The 17903-nt window shown below is 75.9% G+C and carries 15 protein-coding genes; 11 read left to right on the top strand and 4 right to left on the bottom strand.

Annotated elements, in window-relative coordinates:
• Window positions 1-70: 70 nt before the first annotated feature.
• Both FSW04_RS14835 and FSW04_RS14830 read left to right on the top strand, forming a co-directional pair.
• Entirely contained in the window at window positions 71-895 is an 825-nt protein-coding gene (locus FSW04_RS14835; protein WP_146920569.1) for a lysophospholipid acyltransferase family protein, read from the top strand.
• 69 nt (window positions 896-964) lie between these two features.
• The gene (locus FSW04_RS14830; RefSeq protein WP_146920567.1) at window positions 965-2464 is read left to right on the top strand and encodes a glycosyltransferase family 39 protein; all 1500 of its coding nucleotides are present in this window, start codon (window positions 965-967) and stop codon (window positions 2462-2464) included.
• A 6-nt stretch (window positions 2465-2470) separates the two neighbouring features.
• Here the strand turns inward: FSW04_RS14830 and FSW04_RS14825 are convergent, their stop codons facing one another.
• Together FSW04_RS14825 and FSW04_RS26105 are read right to left on the bottom strand one after the other, a co-directional pair.
• Window positions 2471-3181, bottom strand: a complete 711-nt coding sequence (locus FSW04_RS14825; RefSeq protein WP_146920565.1) for a dienelactone hydrolase family protein — start codon at window positions 3179-3181, stop codon at window positions 2471-2473.
• A gap of 121 nt (window positions 3182-3302) precedes the next feature.
• On the bottom strand, window positions 3303-4934 hold the full coding sequence (locus FSW04_RS26105) for an alkaline phosphatase PhoX (protein WP_228430486.1): 1632 nt from the start codon (window positions 4932-4934) through the stop codon (window positions 3303-3305).
• A 163-nt stretch (window positions 4935-5097) separates the two neighbouring features.
• On the opposite strand from FSW04_RS26105, the gene FSW04_RS14815 reads away from it, so the two are divergent.
• A complete protein-coding gene (locus FSW04_RS14815) occupies window positions 5098-5895 on the top strand; it encodes an alpha/beta fold hydrolase (RefSeq protein ID WP_187368792.1) in 798 nt (265 codons plus the stop codon).
• Window positions 5896-6092: 197 nt separating this feature from the next.
• Here the strand turns inward: FSW04_RS14815 and FSW04_RS14810 are convergent, their stop codons facing one another.
• Window positions 6093-7331 carry a redoxin domain-containing protein gene (locus FSW04_RS14810; protein WP_146920561.1) on the bottom strand — a complete coding sequence of 413 codons (1239 nt, stop codon included), beginning with the start codon at window positions 7329-7331 and terminating at the stop codon, window positions 6093-6095.
• Window positions 7332-7519: 188 nt separating this feature from the next.
• Between FSW04_RS14810 and FSW04_RS14805 the strand changes: the two genes are divergently transcribed.
• Both FSW04_RS14805 and FSW04_RS14800 read left to right on the top strand, forming a co-directional pair.
• On the top strand, window positions 7520-8293 hold the full coding sequence (locus FSW04_RS14805; RefSeq protein ID WP_146920559.1) for an ABC transporter ATP-binding protein: 774 nt from the start codon (window positions 7520-7522) through the stop codon (window positions 8291-8293).
• On the top strand, window positions 8290-10899 hold the full coding sequence (locus tag FSW04_RS14800) for an ABC transporter permease (RefSeq protein WP_146920556.1): 2610 nt from the start codon (window positions 8290-8292) through the stop codon (window positions 10897-10899). Before FSW04_RS14805 ends, FSW04_RS14800 begins: the two co-directional genes overlap by 4 nt.
• Window positions 10900-10915: 16 nt before the next feature.
• On the opposite strand, the gene FSW04_RS14795 is transcribed toward FSW04_RS14800, so the two are convergent.
• Complete coding sequence (locus tag FSW04_RS14795) at window positions 10916-11707, bottom strand: alpha/beta fold hydrolase (RefSeq protein ID WP_146920554.1); 792 nt, start codon at window positions 11705-11707, stop codon at window positions 10916-10918.
• A 163-nt stretch (window positions 11708-11870) separates the two neighbouring features.
• On the opposite strand from FSW04_RS14795, the gene FSW04_RS14790 reads away from it, so the two are divergent.
• The 6 genes from FSW04_RS14790 (at window position 11871) to fabF (ending at window position 17712) form a co-directional block, all read left to right on the top strand.
• Entirely contained in the window at window positions 11871-12833 is a 963-nt protein-coding gene (locus FSW04_RS14790) for an SDR family NAD(P)-dependent oxidoreductase (RefSeq protein WP_228430485.1), read from the top strand.
• 49 nt (window positions 12834-12882) lie between these two features.
• Window positions 12883-13302 (top strand): VOC family protein, encoded by a 420-nt coding sequence (locus FSW04_RS14785; protein WP_146920552.1) that lies wholly within the window; start codon window positions 12883-12885, stop codon window positions 13300-13302.
• A 154-nt stretch (window positions 13303-13456) separates the two neighbouring features.
• Window positions 13457-13795 carry an STAS domain-containing protein gene (locus FSW04_RS14780; RefSeq protein WP_146920550.1) on the top strand — a complete coding sequence of 113 codons (339 nt, stop codon included), beginning with the start codon at window positions 13457-13459 and terminating at the stop codon, window positions 13793-13795.
• 46 nt (window positions 13796-13841) lie between these two features.
• On the top strand, window positions 13842-14783 hold the full coding sequence (locus FSW04_RS14775; protein ID WP_146920548.1) for an LLM class flavin-dependent oxidoreductase: 942 nt from the start codon (window positions 13842-13844) through the stop codon (window positions 14781-14783).
• A gap of 11 nt (window positions 14784-14794) precedes the next feature.
• A complete protein-coding gene (locus FSW04_RS14770) occupies window positions 14795-16462 on the top strand; it encodes a class I adenylate-forming enzyme family protein (protein WP_146920546.1) in 1668 nt (555 codons plus the stop codon).
• Window positions 16459-17712, top strand: coding sequence for a beta-ketoacyl-ACP synthase II (fabF, locus tag FSW04_RS14765; RefSeq protein ID WP_146920544.1), 1254 nt, complete (start codon window positions 16459-16461; stop codon window positions 17710-17712). The genes FSW04_RS14770 and fabF overlap by 4 nt, the downstream gene beginning before the upstream one ends.
• Window positions 17713-17903 lie beyond the last annotated feature (191 nt).

Below are 17903 nucleotides of genomic sequence, written 5' to 3'. Positions count from 1 at the left end.
GTGACCATTACGGAGGCGACCGCGGCCCGCCCCGCTTGGCAGGGAGCCCCCGGGCTGCGAGAACCGGGGGATGTCGCCCCGCAGCGAGCGCGCGGCGCACCGCCGGGCCCGGGAGCGCGGCGTCAGCCGTGCGCTGTACCGCATCGTCCGCGCCCTGCTGGCGCCGCCCCTGCGGCTGTGGTTCCGCGTCGGCATCGAGGGGGCCGAGCACCTCCCCCGCCACGGGCCGGCGATCCTGACCCCCAACCACAAGAGCTTCCTGGACCCGTTCTTCCTCTCGCTCGCCGGACCCCGCCCGCTGCGCTTCATGGCCAAGCGCGAGCTGTTCGCCGGCCCCCTGGGCTCGCTGTTCGTGCGCCTCGGCGCGTTCCCGGTGCGCCGCGGCGAGGCCGACGCCGAGGCGATGGAGACCGCCCGCGCCGTGCTGCGGGCCGGCGAGGTGCTCGTGCTGTTCCCCGAGGGGACGAGGGTCGACGAGCCCGACGCCCTCGGGTCGCCCCACCACGGCGCCGGGCGGCTCGCGACGGAGACCGGCGCGCCCATCCTGCCCGCGGCGATCGCCGGCACCTCCCGCCTGTGGCTGGGGCCCCTCCCCCGCCCGCGCCACGTGCGGGTGGTGATCCTGGCGCCGATCCGGCCCGGCCCGGGCGCCGCGGACCCGGTCGGGCTCATCGACGAGCAGGCCTGGCCGGAGGTCCGCGAGGCCTACGGCCGGCTGCGGGCCACGCCCGGCGTGGTCGTCGCGACGCTGGCGGCGCTGGGCATCGGCGCCGGCTTCGTCGCCCGCCACCGGGCCCGGCCCGCGCCGCCGCGGCTGCTGGGCGTCGTGGCTCCCCGCCGGCTGCGGCGGCGCGAGCGCGCCATCGCCAGGCTGCTGCGTCGCCTCCGGCGCTGAGGGTCGCGGTGCGCGCGCGGACCCCGGCCCGCAATGCACCGCCCGCCGGCCCCATCATGGGCGCACGCCATGGCCGCGCCGCCGACCGACCTCCCCGGGACAGGCGCGCCGCGGCCGGCGCTCGCGCCGCTGCTGGCCCTCGGCGCGCTCGTGGCGCTGGTCCTCGTCGCGGGGTCGGGCGGCTACGGCTACCACCGCGACGAGCTGTACTTCCTGGCCGCGGGGCGCCACCTCGCCTGGGCCTACGCCGACCAGGGCCCGCTCACGCCGCTGGTCGCCCGGGCCGCCGACGCGGTCGCCCCCGGCTCGCTGGTCGCGCTGCGGCTGCCCTCCGCGCTCATGGCCGGCACGACCGTCGCCCTCACCGGGCTCATCGCCGCCGAGCTCGGCGGCCGGCGCCGGGCGCAGCTCATCGCCGCCACCTGCGCCGCGGTCGCGTCGGTCGTGCTCATCGTCGGCCACCTGCTGAGCACGGCGACGTTCGACCTCATGGCCTGGACGGCGGTCACGTGGCTCGTCGCGCGAGCGCTGCGCACCGGCGCCGGCGCGCCCTGGCTCGCCGCGGGCGTCGTCGCCGGGCTGGCCCTGCTGGACAAGCCGCTCATCGCGTTCCTGCTCGTCGCGCTGGGCGTCGGGATCGCCGCGGCCGGCCCGCGCGAGCTGCTGCGCCGTCCGGCGCCCTGGGCCGGCGCGGCGATCGCGCTCGTGCTCTGGTCGCCGTGGCTGATCTGGCAGGCCGGCCACGGCTGGCCCCAGCTCGACGTCTCGTCGTCCATCGCCAGCGGCGGGTCGTCGAGCTCGCAGCCGCGCTGGGCGCTGCTGCCGTTCCAGCTCCTGCTCGTCAGCCCGGTGCTGGCCCCGGTCTGGATCGCGGGCCTCGTCGACCTCGCGCGGCGCCCGGAGCTGCGCCCCCACCGGCTGTTCGCGGTGGCCTGGGTCGTGCTGGCCGTGGTCTTCCTGGCCACGGGCGGCAAGCCGTACTACCTGGCCGGGATGTTCGGCGTGCTGCTCGCCGCCGGCGCGCTGCGCGCCGACGCCTGGCTGGACCACGGCGCGCGGCGCGTGCGCGCCGGGCTGCTGGCCGTCGCGGTCGTGCTCAGCGCCGTGGTCTCGGTCACGCTCGCGCTGCCCGTCCTGCCCGCGCGCGATGCGGGCGTCGTCATCGCGATGAACGGCGACATCGGCGAGACCATCGGCTGGCCGGCCCTGGCCCGCACGGTGGCCGGCGTCTACCGCGACACGCCCGGCGCCCCCGTGATCCTCACCTCCAACTACGGCGAGGCCGGGGCCATCGACCGCTACGGCCCGGCGCTCGGCCTGCCCGCGGCGTTCAGCGGGCACAACGCGTTCCACGAGTGGGGCCCGCCCCCGGACCGGCCCTCGCCCGTGATCACCGTCGGCTTCTCGGCGGCGCGGCTGCGGGCCGACTTCACCGGCTGCCGGGTCGCGGCCCGCATCGACAACGCCGCGGGCGTCGACAACGACGAGCGCGGCGAGCCGGTCGACCGCTGCGCCGGGACGCGCGCGCCCTGGTCGCGGCTGTGGCCCGGGCTGCGGCGCCTGGGCTGACCGGCCCTACGCCGCGGGGGCGGCGAGGTGCTCGGCGAAGAACCCCAGGATGCGCCTCCACGCGTCCTCGGCCGACGGGTGGTGGTAGCCGACGCCCGCGACGTGCGCGATCGGCCCCAACAGCGGCCCGGTGTTGATGCGGTTGAGGAAGCTGTGCCCGGCGTCGGGGTACTCCTTGACGTCGTGCTCGACGCCGTGCTCGGTCAGCGCGCGCTCCAGGCGGGCCGCGCGGCCCGGCATCATCCGGTCGCGCCGCCCGTAGCTGGCCACCACCGGGCAGGCGCCGGCCAGGACGGACGTGTCGGACGGCACCTCGCCGTAGTTGACCGAGGCGGCGGCGAACGCGAAGCGCGGGGCGCTGAGCAGCGCGAAGCCGCCGCCCATGCAGAAGCCGATGATCCCGATCCGCCCCGTGCAGTCCTCGCGGGCCTGCAGCCAGCGGCGCGCGGCCTCGATGTCCTCGAACGCCGGGCCACGGCCCGAGCGCGACGAGGCGATGGTCGCCACGACGCACTTCAGCCCGCGTCCGCTGTAGAGGTCGGGGGCCAGCGCGAGGTAGCCGGCGGCGGCCAGCCGGTCGGCCTGCTCGCGGATGTCGTCGCCCAGGCCCAGCGCGTCCTGGATGACGACGACGCCCGGCCACGGGCCCTCGCCCAGCGGGACGGCGAGGTAGGCCCCCAGGTCCGCGGAGGCGGCGGCATAGGTCAGGTCGGGCACGGCGGCGCTCCCGGGTCGCGGTCAGGGACGCCGGTCAGTCAAGCACGCTGCGGGACCGGGCGCGGTCCGCGCCCGGCCCCGGGGTGCATCCGTGCCGTCCGGCGCCGGGCCGGGCGCGCGGTCAGTCGTCGTGGCGGGGCGCCGCCAGGACCTCGTACGTGGTGTTGTCGCCGTGCTGCTGGGTGTAGAACCAGCGCCAGCGGCCGTTGCCCAGGCGGGGGTTCTGGGCGCCCAGGATGCCGCCCACCGTCGGGTTGCCGTCCGAGACGTGCAGCCCCGTGATCTCGTTGTCGCCGTCGTTCTTGCCGAAGCCGGCATTGGCGGCGTCGATCGTCGCCGAGGCGTCGCGGCCCTCGGCCAGCCAGCGGACGGGCTGGTTGGCCGCGTTGCCGTAGTCGGTGTTGACGTCGAACGCGAACGCCGAGTCCAGCGCGTTGCGCTGGCCGTGCAGCGTGTCGCCGGCGTCCTCGACGAACGAGATGACGTTCTTGGAGAGGAACGCCACGTTGTCCAGGCCCGTGTGGGCCTGGTCGCCCTTGTAGAACAGGGTCAGCGTGCCCGTCGTCGCGCTCGGGTTCTTCTGGGTGAGCTTGAGCACCGAGCCCCAGCCGCCGGCCGTGTCGTTCTCCGGGCTGGTCGCGTCGGTGTCGCCGGTCTCGTCGAAGAAGAAGTCCTTGAAGTCGGACCCCGGCCGGAACTGGCCATTCTCGGGACGCTTGAACGGCGTCGCGCCGGCCGTCTTGGCCAGCGTGTTGGCGTTGAACGGCGCGGTGCCGTCGACCGCGGTGTCGTGCACCGTCACCCAGGTGGTCTTGAAGGACGTGCCATAGGTGTGCAGTGCGACCTGGTCGGGGCTGTTGAGCGCCGTCTGGGTGGCCTGCGTGATGGGCTGGCCGCCCGCGCCGGTGACCTGCAGCGCCTGGAGCCTGCCATGGGCCAGGTCGCCGGGCTTGGCCGGGACGTAGCGGTAGACGAAGCTGTTGGGCACCTTGGCGGTCGTGCCGACCTTCTTGGATCCCCCGATGTCCTCGACGATCCAGATGTTGCCGGCCGAGTCGTCCTGGATGCCCTCGTAGCCGCCGCGGCCCAGGGCGCCGGAGACGTCGTCGACCTTCGACGGGAAGTCGGCGGTCGCGGCGTACGTCGGGGCCGCCGGGTTCTCCGTCGTGAGCAGCAGGCGCTGGGCGAACGGATCCCACGTCGAGCCGTCGATCGGCGAGAGCGGGTTGCCGGCCGAGTCCTGGGTGGCCAGCAGCGTCACTCGGTGCGTCGCGTCGGCGTCGAGGTTGATGCGCGTGAGGCTGCTCGCGCCCCCGGCGCCGCCCTCGTGGCCCTGGAAGAGGAAGTGCCGGCCGTAGTCGTAGGCCGGGTCGGCGCCGTGCTGGCCCTTGAGCACCAGGTAGGTGTTCTTGTCGGGCTCGGTCTTGTGCGCCTCGCCCGTGTTGGTGGGCGTCGGCACCATCTGCGGCTCGCCGGCGGCGTTGAGGACATCGTTGTCATAGCCGTAGTACGAGGTCAGCGCCGACGGGTTCTCGAGCTTCGTCGAGCCCTGGGCCACCACGACCTGCGTGAGCTGCGGCGACAGGCGGCTCGCCGGGGCGTAGCCGTCGGAGCGCGTGTTGGCGGTCGGTACGCCGGTGAGTTCGGGCCCCGAGCCGAACGGCGAGTCCGCCGCGCCGGTCGCGGCGAAGGCCGCGCCGGCCGCCAGGGCCGAGCCGGCGACCAGGGACACCATCTTGCGTCTGCGATCCACGAGGTTCTCCTTTGCGTGACCCCGACCCGGTGCCGGTGTCTTGCCGCGGCGAACCTAGGCCGGGCGCCGGCACGCGACGGTTACCGAGGCGCAACGGTGCCGTGTCCATCCTGTGAAGGCGCGCGGGACGCGGCTGCGCCGCCGATCGGGAATGCTCACGGGCGTGACCAACGTCGTGCACAGCCCGACCGGCGTCGACATCGCCGTGCGCCGCGGCGGCTGCGGCCGCCCGCTGGTCGCCGTCCACGGCGGGATGACCGACGCGCGCTGGTGGGACCCGGTCCGCCCCCACCTCGAGCCCCACCGGGAGCTGTGGACCCCCGACCGCCGCGACCACGGCGCGAGCGGCTCCGGCAGCGACCCCTATCGGCTCCAGGACGAGGTCGCCGACGTCACCGCGGTCCTGCAGGCGGCCGGGCCGGGCACCGACCTCCTCGCCCACTCCTACGGCGGGCTCGTCGCGCTGGAGGCCTCGCTGCACGCCGACGTCCGGCGGATGGTGCTCTACGAGCCGTCGCTGGGCAGCGACCCGGAGCTGGCCGGCGTGGCCGCCGAGCTCGAGCGCCTCGTCGGCGACGGCGCCCTCGACGACGCGGTCGCGCTGCTGATGACGCGCCGCTTCGGCATCGCGCCGGAGGTGTTGGACGACATCCGCCGCGGCCCCCGCTGGCGCGACGCCGCCGCCACGATCGCCGCGGTGCCGCGCCAGGGTCACGTGGCCGCGACCTACGCGCTGGACCCCGCCCGCTTCGCCGGCCATCACGTCCCGACGCTCGTGCTCGTCGGGTCCACGAGCCCGCCGTGGCGCCACCAGCTCTGCGGCGGCCTGGCCGACGCGCTGCCCGACGGGCGCCTCGTCGTCCTTCAGGGCCACGGGCACGTCGCGGCGGTCACGGCGCCGGAGGCGTTCGCCGCCGTCGTGCTCGGGTTCCTCGGGGACGACGGCGGCGCGGACCGCTGAGTGACCGCCGGGCCGGTCACAGCCCGTTCACGACCGGCTGGGAGCGCCACCATGGGTTCGTGCTCCCTCGCCCCAGACGCGTCCGCGCCGTGCGGCTGACGGTCGACCCGCGGGCGCGAACCCCGCGAGCGACACGACGTTCGGGCGCATCGGCTGGGAGCGGGAGATCCCGCCGTGACCCACGGGCTCTCGCAGGCTCAGCCCGCGGCGCCCCGCTGGTAGTCGGCGCCGTCCTTGAAGCCGGGCAGGTCGACGGGCGGGTAGAACTCGTCCCGGCCGAGCGCGTCCATCGCCGCCCAGTAGCCCGGTGACACGTTGAGGTCGCCGACGGTGTCGGGATCGAGCACCATCGCCTGGCGGCGGTAGGTCCAGGCGTCGGGGCACAGCTCCACGGCCCGGTCGAGGTGGCGCCGGGCGTCGTCGGGGTCGCCGCCCCGGTACAGGCGGTGGGCGATCCGCGCGTGCAGCGCCGCGCGCACCTCGTCCTCGCTCGGGCGCCTCATGCGCCGGCGCACCTCGTCGGGCGCCAGCGCGAACTCGCTCTCGGCGCCCCGGCGGACCCAGTCCTGCAGCGCCTCGAGGTACAGCCGCCGGTTGGCCTCCAGGCGGTCGGCGTCGGTGTCGGGGATCTCGAAGCTCTCGGGGTCCATCGAGCGGAAGTGGTCGCTGACGCCCGCAGGCTCGCTGGGCCGCACGATCCGGCCCTCCTCGTCGATCCACACGCACATGGGCACGTTGGTCATGCCGTACATGGCGGCGACGCGGTGCTCCTCGTCGATGACGCACGGGAAGCTCGGCGTCGCGCGGCGCGCCCACTGCGCCTCGCTCCAGCCGCGCAGCCGGCGGATGACGTCGGGCTGGGCGTCGAGGTCGGCGGGCCGGATCCGGTCCTGCACCGCCTGGGTCCCGGCCGTGTCGAAGGCGACGGCCATGATCTCGAGGCCGTCGTCGTGCAGGTCCTCGTAGACGGCCTGCCAGGCCGGCAGGTCGAACGAGCAGCCGCAGTACGAGCCCCACGACAGCAGGAGGACCTTGCGCCCGCGCAGCTCCGACAGCGACCGGGGCGTGCCGTCGATGTCGGGCAGCGTGAAGTCCGGGGCCCGGACGGCGTCGCCCTCCTCGCCGCCGTCCTCGCCGGGGCCGCCGGCCTGCGCGGTCTCGCCGATCGCCCAGAGGCCGTGGGCCGGGTCCGAGACCACGGGCCGTCCCATGCGCTCCATGAACGCGACGACGTCGACGCGGCCCTCGTCGTCCTGCCAGGACCCGTCGGGCGGCAGCGGCACGCACGCGTCCTCACGGCACAGGCCCTCGGGCTTGAGCACCCAGCCCGTGGCCTCCTCGAGGTCGGCGGCGGTCAGCCACAGCCCGCCGTCGTCGGCGCCGACGGCCTCGGCCAGCTCGATGTCGGAGACCTGCATCAGCAGCGTCGCGGCCATCCCGTCCTCCCGGGTCACTCGATGGTCGCACCGAACGCTAACCGCCCGGCGCCGGCGAATCCACCGGTCCGTCGGGGCCGGGTCCCGCGCCGTCCGGCGTCTTCACGAGGACCACCCGTAGTTGTCCCGGGCGCCGGTCCGCGGTCGGGGCGGATGATCCGCGCCCGCTCCCCGCCTACGGTCGCGGCATGGCCCACCACGACCACGCCCACCCGGCGCTTGAGGCCCGGGACATCGTCCGGACGTTCGGCGAGGGGACCACCGCGGTCGCGGCGCTGCGCGGGGTCGACCTCGTCGTCGGCGACGGCGAGTTCGTGGCGATCATGGGGCCGTCGGGCTCGGGGAAGAGCACGCTGCTGCACATCCTCGGCGGGCTGGACCGGCCGACGGGCGGCACGGTCACCGTCCACGGCCGCCGCTACGACGACCTCGGCGACCGCGAGCTGACGCGCCTGCGCGGCGAGGTCTTCGGGTTCGTCTTCCAGTTCTTCAACCTGCTGCCGACCCTCACCGCCGCCGAGAACGTCCTGTTGCCCGCGCTCGTCGCCGGTGAGCGCCCCGGCGACTACGCCGATCGCGTCGACGAGCTGCTGGCGCTCGTCGGGCTGACCGACCGCGCGGCGCACCGCCCGTCGGAGATGTCCGGCGGCGAGCAGCAGCGCGTCGCCATCGCGCGGTCGCTGCTGCGCCATCCGCACGTCCTGCTCGCCGACGAGCCCACGGGCAACCTCGACTCCGCCGCCGGCGCGGTCGTGCTCGGCCTGCTGCGCCGGCTGGTCGACGACGGCCAGACCGCCGTCATGGTCACCCACGACGCCGGCGCCGCCGCCCTGGCCGACCGCGTCGCGTTCTTCCGCGACGGCGAGATCGTGTGCGAGGTCCCGGGCGGCGATCGCATCCGCGTCGCCGACACCCTGCGCGACCTGACCGTCGCGCCCACCGCGCTGGCCGGGGCGACGTGATCGCGCACCGGCGCCGGCTCCCCACCGGCGCGCGCCTGGCCTCGTTCTCGGGCCTGAGCGTGCGGACGGTCCGCGCGCGCCCGCTGCGCTCCGGGCTGACGGCGGGGGCGATCGTGCTCGGCGTCGGGATGGTCTTCGGCGTCCTGCTGCTCGTCGGGACCATCCACTCCACGTTCGGCCGGCTGTACGACTCGCTCTACGGCCGCGCCGACATCGTCGTCTCGGGCAGGCAGTCGGCGGGGTCGCTGACGCTGGACACGATCGACCGCGTGCGCCTGGTCCAGGGCGTGCGCTCGGCCGCCGGCGACGTCTACTCGAGCTTCCGCACGGTCGATGCGCACGGCCGCGTGGAGCGCGCGCGGTCCGCGCGGCTCTACGTCGTCGGGGTCGACTACGCCCAGCCCGACACCACCGACTCCCGCCAGGTCGCCGGGCGCAACCCGCGCGCCGGGGCCGGGGAGATCGAGCTGGACCGCGACTGGGCGGCACGCCACCACGTGGGCGTCGGCGACCGGGTGCGGCTCTCGACGCCCTCCGGCGTGACGACCCTGCGGGTGGCCGGGCTGTTCGCGTTCGGCGGCGGCCTGGACCTCGGCGGCTACGGCATGGCCTCCATGCCCGTCCAGGACGCGCGGCGCGTCATGGACAAGCCCGGCGTCTGGGACGAGATCACCGTGGTGGTCGACCGCGGCGCCCGCGTCGCCGACGTACAGGCGCGGCTGCAGCGGCGCCTGGGCCGCGGCGTGGAGGTCGTCACGCCCCAGACCAAGAACGCCGAGGCCCAGAAGCAGCTCTCCGGACTGGATGTCGTCCTGTACTTCTTCTCGGGCATCGCGCTGTTCGTCGGCGCCTTCCTGATCCTCAACTCCTTCAACATGACCGTGCTGCAGCGCATGCGCGAGATCGGCACGCTGCGGGCCCTGGGCGCCAGCGATCGCCGCGTGGCGCGCAGCATCCTGGCCGAGGCGCTGGTCCTCGGGGCCGTCGGCTGCGTGCTGGGACTGGCGCTGGGCGCGGTGCTGGCGATCCTGCTGCTGAAGGCCATGCAGGGCTTCGGCCTGCCGGTGGCCCAGATCGAGTACGCGCCGATCGCGGTGATCGGGGCGCTCGCGACCGGCCTGGTCGCCACGCTGGCCGGCGCGACCTGGCCCGCGGTCCGCGCCGCCCGCATCCCGCCGATCCAGGCCATGCTCGGCATGGCCGGCGCACCGCGAGGCGGCCCCGGGCTGCGCCGGGCGCTCATCGGCCTGGCGCTCTTCCTGCCGGGGATGCTGGTCGGCGGGCTGTTCTGGTTCGGCGACACGGCGCAGGGCAGCGTGCTGGCCGCGATCGGCGGCGTCGGCTCGACCATGGTGATGCTGCTGGGGATGGTGCTCCTGGCGCCGTTCGTGATCCTGCCGCTCATCCGGCTCATGAGCCGCCCGCTGCGCGCCGCGATGCCGGCGGAGGGGCGCCTGGCCTCCGACGCGGCGCTGTCGAACCCCGGGCGGACCGCCGCGACCGCCGCCACGCTGCTCGTCGCGCTCTCGGTCGTCGTCGTGAACACCACGATCGCCTCGAGCTTCGTCGGCTCGATCCGCAGTGACCTCGACAAGCGGTTCTCCCGGGACCTGACGGTCCAGCCCCTGGACTACCAGGACGTCGGGCCGCCGCAGTCCGGGATCTCGGACGATCTGCGCCGCCGCATCGCCGCCATGCCCGAGACCGCCGCGGTCGCCGGCCGCCGCGTGCTCTACCTGACCAAGCTGCCGGGCGGCGGCGCCGACGGGCTCATCGTGGCCTACGACCCCTACGCCTACGACCGCGTCGACCACGTCGACTACCAGGGTGCATCGCGCGCCGCGGTGCTGCGCGGCCTGGCCGCCGGCGGCGTCGTGCCGTCCAAGACCTACGCGCAGGCGCGCGGCCTGCACGTCGGCGACCGACTGACGCTGGCGGGCGCGTCGGGCATGCGCGTCGCCCCCGTGGTCGGCATCAGCGACACCGTCGACGGCACCGGACGCTCGCTGCAGGTCTCCCTGGCGACCATGTCGGCCGTCTACGGCGTCACGACCGACGTCCAGCTGGCGGTCAAGGCGCGGTCGGCCGCCGCGCGGGCACCGCTCGCCGCCCGCGTCGACGCGCTGCTGGCCCGGCGCTACCCCGGCATGGAGGCGCTGTCCAACGCGCAGCTCAAGAAGCGGACGACCGACGCCATCAACCAGCAGTTCGCGTTCTTCGACGCGATCGTGGCGATCGCGGTGCTCGTCGGCATGCTCGGGATCGTCAACACCCTCACGATGTCGGTGCTCGAGCGCACGCGCGAGATCGGCGTGCTGCGGGCCGTCGGCGCCTCGCGCTGGCGCGTCCGGCGCACGATGGCCGCCGAGAGCCTGCTGATCTCGCTCGCGGGCGCCCTGGCCGGGATCGTCGCCGGCCTGCTCGTCGCGACGGCCTGGATCCTGGGGATGCGCCAGAGCGCGTTCACCGACCTGAGCCTCCGGCTGCCGACGGCGACCCTGGCGGGCATCGCCGTGCTCGGCGTCGTCATCGGCGTCGTGGCCGCGGCCCTCCCCGCCAGGCGGGCGGCACGCCTGGACCCGCTCGCGGCGCTGCGCTACGAATAGCGCCCCGGCGCGGGCCTCAGGAGCCGCCGACGAACGCCCGCAGCTCGGCGTTGAAGCGCTCGGGCTCCTCAAGGAACGGGGCGTGGGCCGACTGCGCGAACTCGACCAGGCGCGCGCCGGGGACCGCGCCGCCGGCCCAGCGCGCGGCCTCGATGGACACGAACGGGTCGTGGACGCCGTGGGCGACCAGGACCGGCCGCGCCAGCCCCACGAGGTCCTCGCGGACGTCGGCCTCCAGCACGCCCTCGAACGTCCCCGCCGCCGCGTGGGTCGGGCAGCGCATCGTCAGCCCGAACAGCCACTGGTGCACGGCCTCGCCGAGCTGCACGGCCAGGGTGTCCTCGACGGCCCGGCGCATCGTCCACTCGCGCCGGGTGCGGATGTTCTCCAGGAACGCCTCGCCGCCGCCGGGGGGCGCGCCCCAGGGGGCGTCGGGCGCCCGGCGGAAGCGTGGCGGCGAGCCGACGAGCGCGACCTTGGCCACGCGGTCGGTGCGGGCGGCCAGGTACGCGCCGATCGCGCCGCCCATCGACCACCCGACGAGCGCGACGTCGCGCAGGTCCAGGCGCTCGAGCACGGCGATCACGTCGGCGGCGTGATCGGCGTAGTGCACCGTGCCCCACGGCTTGGGCGAAGCGCCGTGGCCGCGCAGGTCCACGGCGACGACGCGATGGTCGCCTGCGAACGCCGCGAGCTGGCGGTCGAAGGCCTCCAGGCTCATGGCCCAGCCGTGCAGCAGGACGACGACGGGCCCGCTGCCGATGTCCAGGACGTTGAGCTCGACGGCGGGCGGCAGGTCGACGGGCAAGGTGGGCTCCAGGGGTCGGACGGCGGACGCGGCGCCGCCATGATGACGGGCGCCGGGGCGGGGCCGCGCGCGGGCCGCCCGCCGACACTGGCGCTAGTGCCAGCCCCGCGCGAGCGCACGTCGACCAGACTTGGCCGGGCCCCCGGAAGACAAGGACCAGCCGATGACCCCGCAGACGCCCGCCATGCGCTTCGACGACCGCGTCGCGATCGTGACCGGAGCCGGCCGCGGCCTCGGCCGCTCGCACGCGCTGGCGCTCGCGACGCGCGGCGCGCGGATCGTGGTCAACGACCTCGGCGGCGCGCTGGCCGGCGGCGGAGGCGACCCCGGCCCGGCCCAGGCCGTGGCCGACGAGATCGCGGCCGCCGGCGGCGAGGCGGTCGCCAACGCCGACAGCGTCGCGACCCCCGAGGGCGCCGAGGCGATCGTCACCGCCGCGCTCGAGCGCTTCGGCCGCGTCGACATCATCATCAACAACGCGGGCAACCTCGATCCGGGCGGGCTGCCCGGCGTGACGGCCGAGGCGATCCAGCGCCACGTCGACGTCCACGTCCTCGGTGCGTTCAACGTCACGCGCGCCGCGTGGCCCCACCTCGTCGACCGGGGCTACGGCCGGATCGTCATCACGAGCTCGGTCGGCCTCTTCGGCAGCGCGCACCTCGTCGGCTACTCCACGGCCAAGGGCGCCGCGGTCTCCCTCGGCCGGTCGCTGGCCGAGGCGGGCGCGCCGCACGGCATCACCGTCAACCAGCTCGTCCCCTCGGCCGAGACGCGCATGGTCACCGACCCCGAGTTCCGCGCCAACTGCAACCTGCCGCCGCTGCCGCCCGGCACCCGGCCCGACCCCGCGCGCGGCCCCGAGTTCGTCTCGCCGATGGTCGTGCTGCTCGCCCACGAGTCCTGCCCGGTCAACGGCGAGACGATGACCGCGGGGATCGGGCGCTTTGCGCGCGTCTTCTGGGCCGAGACACGCGGGCTCGTCGCGCCCGGCCTCGAGCCCGAGGACATCCTGGCGCGCTGGGGCGAGGTCGTCGACGAGGAGGGCTACGGCGTGCCCGCGACCACCGCGGAGGGCGTCGCGTTCCGCGAGTCGCTGCTGGCGCCGCAGGCCGCCGAGCGGGGCTGATCGCGCCATCCCGCGGTGGGCGTCGCCCGGCGGCGGGTACGGCGCCGGCATGACGATGCTCACGCGCGGCCTGTCGGAGCTGACGCTGCAGACGCGGGACCCTGATGGGCTGGCCCGCTTCTACGAGGCCGTCCTCGGCCTCCCCGTCCTGTCCCGCGAGGACGACCGCGTGTGGCTGGCCTGCGGCGAGCAGACCCGCCTGGGGCTGTGGTCCCCCGGTGAGAAGGAGTTCGGCGACGAGGGCGGGCGCCACGTGCACTACGCGTTCTCCGTCGCGCCCGGCGCGCTGGACGAGATCGCCGGGCGGCTGCGGGCTCTGGGCCGCGAGCCCCGCGGGCCCGTCGAGCACGACGGGGGCGACCGCTCGCTGTACTTCGAGGACCCCGAGGGCAACCTCGTCGAGGCCTGGGACATCTTCGAGCAGGGCGAGGGCGCGCGCGAGGGCGTCGCCGCGCTGTCCGAGGGCTGACCGCCCCGGCGGGGCGGCGGTACCCTTGGCGGTGGCGCCGGGACCGGCCTCCCGGCTCCGGCGTCGGTGGCAGTCCGGTGCAGGCGCCGCGCTCCCGACCGGGGCCCGGAGCCGGCACGCGACACCGCTGAGCCGATCGGACCTGGAGGCCCGCGTGACCCTCTCCCCCCTGTTGTCGCTGTCGGTGGTGGAAGACCGGGCGCACGTCCGGGTCGTCGCCCGCGGCGAGATCGACATGGACGCGGCCGACGCGCTCGACGCCCGCCTGCGCGGCCTGTGGGACGCGGGGTGGAACGACATGACGCTCGACCTGCGCGGCGTGACGTTCATCGACACGACCGCGGTCTACGTGCTGCTGGCCGCCCACCACGCCGCCAGCGAGCGCGGCGGCGGCTTCTCGGTCATCGCCGCGCCCGGTCCGGTCCGGCGCCTGCTGGCCCGGACCGGCGTCGATCGCGTGCTGACGGTCGGGCACCCGCCGACCGCTCCGTGACGCGCGCGCCGGCCGCCGGCGCTCGGCTTTGTAAGGTCCGGCCCTCATGAGCCGCTGGGGCGTTCTGCTTCCCACCTTCGACCCGTTCGAGCAGGGCCGCCTGCACGACGTGCCGGCGGCCGCGCGCCACGCCGAGGCGCTGTGCTTCGACGCCGTGTGGGCGGGCGACCACCTCGCGTGCCACGTGCCGCTGCTGGACGCCCCGACCGCGCTGGCGGCCGCCGCGGCGGTCACCGACCGGGTCGCGCTGGGCCTGAGCGTCCTGCTGCTGGGCCTGCGGCCGACGGCCTGGGCGGCCAAGCAGCTGGCGACCATCGACGTCCTGTCGGGCGGGCGCCTGCTCCTCGGCGTCGGCGTCGGCGGCGAGTTCCCGGAGGAGTTCACGGCCGCGGGCGTGCCGCTGAGCCGGCGCGGGGCGCGCCTGGACGAGGCGCTGTCGGTGCTGCCCGACCTGCTCGCCGGGCGCCCGGTCCGCCACGACGGACCGGCGCTGGCGCTGGACGTGCCCGCCCTGGCGCCCGCGCTGCCCGCGACGCCGCCGATCTACGTCGGCGGCCGCGGCGAGCCCGCGCTGCGCCGCGCCGCCCGCTTCGCCGACACGTGGCTGCCGATGTGGCTGGACCCGCCGACGCTGGCGCAGCGCGCGCAGGAGCTCGGCGAGCTGGCGGCCGGGCACGGCCGCCCCGCCCCCGGCGTCGCGCTGCTGTTCGGCGTCTGCCTCGACGAGGACGAGGAGCGCGCCCGCCGGGAGGCCGAGGCCCATCTGGCGCGCCAGTACCGGCTGCCGCTGCGCGTGGTCGAGCGCTGGACGATGCTCGGGACGCCGGAGCGCGTCGCGCCGATGCTCGCCGCCCATGCGGCGGCCGGGGTCGGCGAGTTCATCGCCATGCCGCTGGGCCGCGACCCGGTCGGGCAGTACGAGCGCCTGACGTCCCTGCGGGCCCTCGTCGACGGCCCCGCCTCCGCCATACCCACCCCCGGCGCCTGAGGAGACCGCCCTTGCCCTCCGACCCCTACATCTACGACGCCGGGCCGTTCCGCGCGGTCTTCGAGCGCCGCTTCCGCTACGTCGCCGGCGTGGAGCGCAACAGCCACCGCTTCGCCTCGCGCCCGGCGATGCACGACCCCGTCTCCGGGCGCCGCTGGACCTACGCCGAGCTGTGGGACGACGCGGGCCGCCTGGCCGCCGGCCTGCATCGCAACGGCGTGGCGGAGGGCGACGTCGTCGTCTTCCAGCTCTTCAACGGGCCGGAGTTCGCGCTGACCTGGCTGGCCTGCCAGCGCCTGGGCGCGATCGCCGCGCCGGTCAACTTCCGCCTCTCGGCCGGGGAGACCGCCCACATCCTCGACGACAGCCGCCCTCGCGCGTTCGCCTACGACACGGCGCTGACCGAGACCGCCGCCGGCGCCCTGGCGCGGGCGGGCCATGCGCCCGCGCTCGTCGTGGCCGTCCGGGCGCCCGGCGGCGGCGAACCGCTGGCCGGCGCCGCGGCCTTCGACGACCTGGCGGCCTGCGACGACGCGCCGCCGCCCGGCCCCACCGACCCGACGGTCTACGACGAGACCACGCGTCTGTACACGTCGGGCACCACGGGCCTGCCGAAGGGCGTCTCGCTCAACGGGCTCGTCGAGGTGCTCTCGGCCCACGACGTGATCATGCACTTCCCGCTGGCGCCCGAGGACCGCACGCTGAACATGACGCCGTGGTTCCACCGCGGCGGGCTGTACTCCGGTGGCCCCAACCCGGTGTTCTACGTCGGGGCCGAGGTCGTCCCCATGCGCCAGTTCGACGCCGCGACCTGCCTGGACTGGGTGCAGGAGCACGGCCTGACGTTCCTCATCGGCGCGCCGACGAACCTCGCCCTCCTGTCGGCCGAGCAGCGCGAGCGCCCGCGCGACCTCTCCACCCTGCGCGGCATCGTGACGATGGGCGCGCCGCTGGACCGCGAGGCGTGCCTGCGCCACCAGGAGCTGCTGACCCCGCGCATCTTCAACGGCTACGGCACGACGGAGGCGTTCTGGAACACGTTCCTGCGCCCCGCCGACCTGCCCGCCCACGCGGGGGCGGCCGGGCGCGCGTGCACCGACGACGACGTCGCGGTCGTGCGCGTCGGCGAGGACCCGGCGCAGGCCGCCGATCCCGGCGACCACGTCGCCCGCGACGGGACCGAGGTCGGCGAGGTCATCGTGCGCTCGGTCAAGTCGGGCTACGCCTACGTCAACGCGCCGGAGGAGCAGGCCCACCGGTTCCGCGACGGCTGGCTCCACACGGGCGACCTGGCGACCTGGGACGCCGACGAGTACGTGACGATCGTCGGGCGCAAGGACGACATGATCGTCTCGGGCGGCGAGAACGTGCACCCCGTCCAGGTCGAGGCCGCGCTGGCCGAGCACCCGGGGATCGCCGACGCGCTCGTCGTCGGGGTCCCCGACCCGAAGTGGGGCCAGCTCGTCGTCGCCTATGTCGTGGCGTCCGACCCCGCGCTCGACGCGGCGGCCTGCGACGCGCACTGCCGCGCGCACCCGATGCTGGCCGACTACAAGCGCCCGCGTGCCTACCGCTTCGTCGCCGAGCTCCCCATGACCGCCACGGGCAAGAAGATGCACTTCCGGGTGCGCGAGCAGGCCCCGCGCGACGCGGCCGACGGCCTGCTCGAGCGCCCATGAGCGCTGCCCCGCAGGACCCCGTCGTCACGGGCCTCGGCGCGCTGACGCCGGTCGGCCTCGACGCGGCGCGGACATGGGAGGCGCTCGTGGCCGGCCGGTCGGGGATCGCGGCGGTCACGTGCTTCGACGCCTCGCGGCTGCCCACGCGCATCGCCGGCGAGGTCACGGGCTTCGACCCCGTCGCCGTGCTCGGCGAGAAGCGCGCGCGGCGCACCGCGCGGTTCAGCCAGCTGGCGATCGCGGCCGCGCGCGAGGCGGTCGCCGACGCGGGCCTGAGGATCGCCGACGCCCCCGACCGCGTCGCCGTCGCGGTCAACACCGCGGTGGCGGGCGTCCCGGAGACCCAGGCCAACGTGGAGGGGCTCGTCGCCCGCGGCCCGCGGGAGGTCAGCCCGTTCTACGTGCCGACGACGATCCCCAACATGCCCGCGTGCGAGGTCGCCATCGACCTCGGCGCCCACGGCCCCGTGTCGGCGTCGGCGCTGGCGTGCGCGAGCGGCACCTACGCCCTGCTCGAGGCGCGACGCCTCATCCTGGGCGGCGAGGCCGACGTCGTCATCGCCGGCGGCACCGACGCGGGCATCTGCGAGGTCATGCTCGCCGGCCTGTCGAACATGGGTCCGCTGTCGTCGCGCAACGACGAGCCCGAGCGCGCGAGCCGTCCGTTCGACGCCGACCGCGACGGGTTCGTCTTCGGCGAGGGCGCGGTCGTGCTCGTCGTGGAGTCCGCCGAGCACGCCCGCACCCGCGGCGCGCGCACCTACGGCCGCGTCGCGGGCGCCGCGCTGACCGGCGACGCGTTCCACATGAGCGCGCCCGAGCGCAGCGGGGCCCACGCGGCGCGCGCGGTCACCCAGGCGCTGGAGCGCGCGGGCGTGGCGCCCGGCGAGCTGGACTACGTCTGCGCGCACGGCACGGGCACCCGGGCCAACGACGCGGTGGAGACCCGGGCGCTGCACGCCGCTCTGGGGTCCGACGTCCTCCGGGTGCCGGTCAGCTCCCCCAAGTCGATGGTCGGCCACCTCATCGGGGCCGCCGGCGCGCTGTCGGCGATGGTCTGCCTGCTGGCGATGCGCGACGGCGTGGTGCCGCCGACGATCAACCTCCAGACGCCCGACCCGGAGTGCGAGCTCGACCACGTCGCCATGACCGCCCGGCGCACCGAGGTGCGCGCCGCCGCCGCCAACGCGTTCGGGTTCGGCGGCCAGAACTGCGTCGTCGTCCTGCGGGCCGCGGAGGCAGCAGGCTGACGGCCGCGCCGCAGATGCCTATCGTTGACCGTCCCGTGGCCCCGTCTCCGGCCCCGGCACCCCATCCGTGAGCACGCACGCCGATCCCCACAGCCCCGCCGAGCCGCACGCCCCCGCCGTGCCGACGCCCACCTCCGCCGGACCGGGCCCCGCGCGGCCGGGACGCCGGCGCCGGCGCCGTCGTCGTCGCC

It is taken from the genome of Baekduia soli, from assembly GCF_007970665.1.
GTDB lineage: Bacteria > Actinomycetota > Thermoleophilia > Solirubrobacterales > Solirubrobacteraceae > Baekduia > Baekduia soli.
Note: the sequence above shows the minus strand (reverse complement) of the source record. Positions and strands in the feature narration are given on the sequence as shown.

Coding starts and splice junctions, on each gene's coding strand:
- FSW04_RS14790 (WP_228430485.1), top strand. CDS start 11,871: ATGACCCCGCAGACGCCCGCCATGCGCTTCGACGACCGCGTCGCGATC.
- FSW04_RS14830 (WP_146920567.1), top strand. CDS start 965: ATGGCCGCGCCGCCGACCGACCTCCCCGGGACAGGCGCGCCGCGGCCG.
- FSW04_RS14775 (WP_146920548.1), top strand. CDS start 13,842: ATGAGCCGCTGGGGCGTTCTGCTTCCCACCTTCGACCCGTTCGAGCAG.
- FSW04_RS14805 (WP_146920559.1), top strand. CDS start 7,520: ATGGCCCACCACGACCACGCCCACCCGGCGCTTGAGGCCCGGGACATC.
- FSW04_RS14835 (WP_146920569.1), top strand. CDS start 71: ATGTCGCCCCGCAGCGAGCGCGCGGCGCACCGCCGGGCCCGGGAGCGC.
- fabF (WP_146920544.1), top strand. CDS start 16,459: ATGAGCGCTGCCCCGCAGGACCCCGTCGTCACGGGCCTCGGCGCGCTG.
- FSW04_RS14785 (WP_146920552.1), top strand. CDS start 12,883: ATGACGATGCTCACGCGCGGCCTGTCGGAGCTGACGCTGCAGACGCGG.
- FSW04_RS14810 (WP_146920561.1), bottom strand. CDS start 7,331: ATGGCCGCGACGCTGCTGATGCAGGTCTCCGACATCGAGCTGGCCGAG.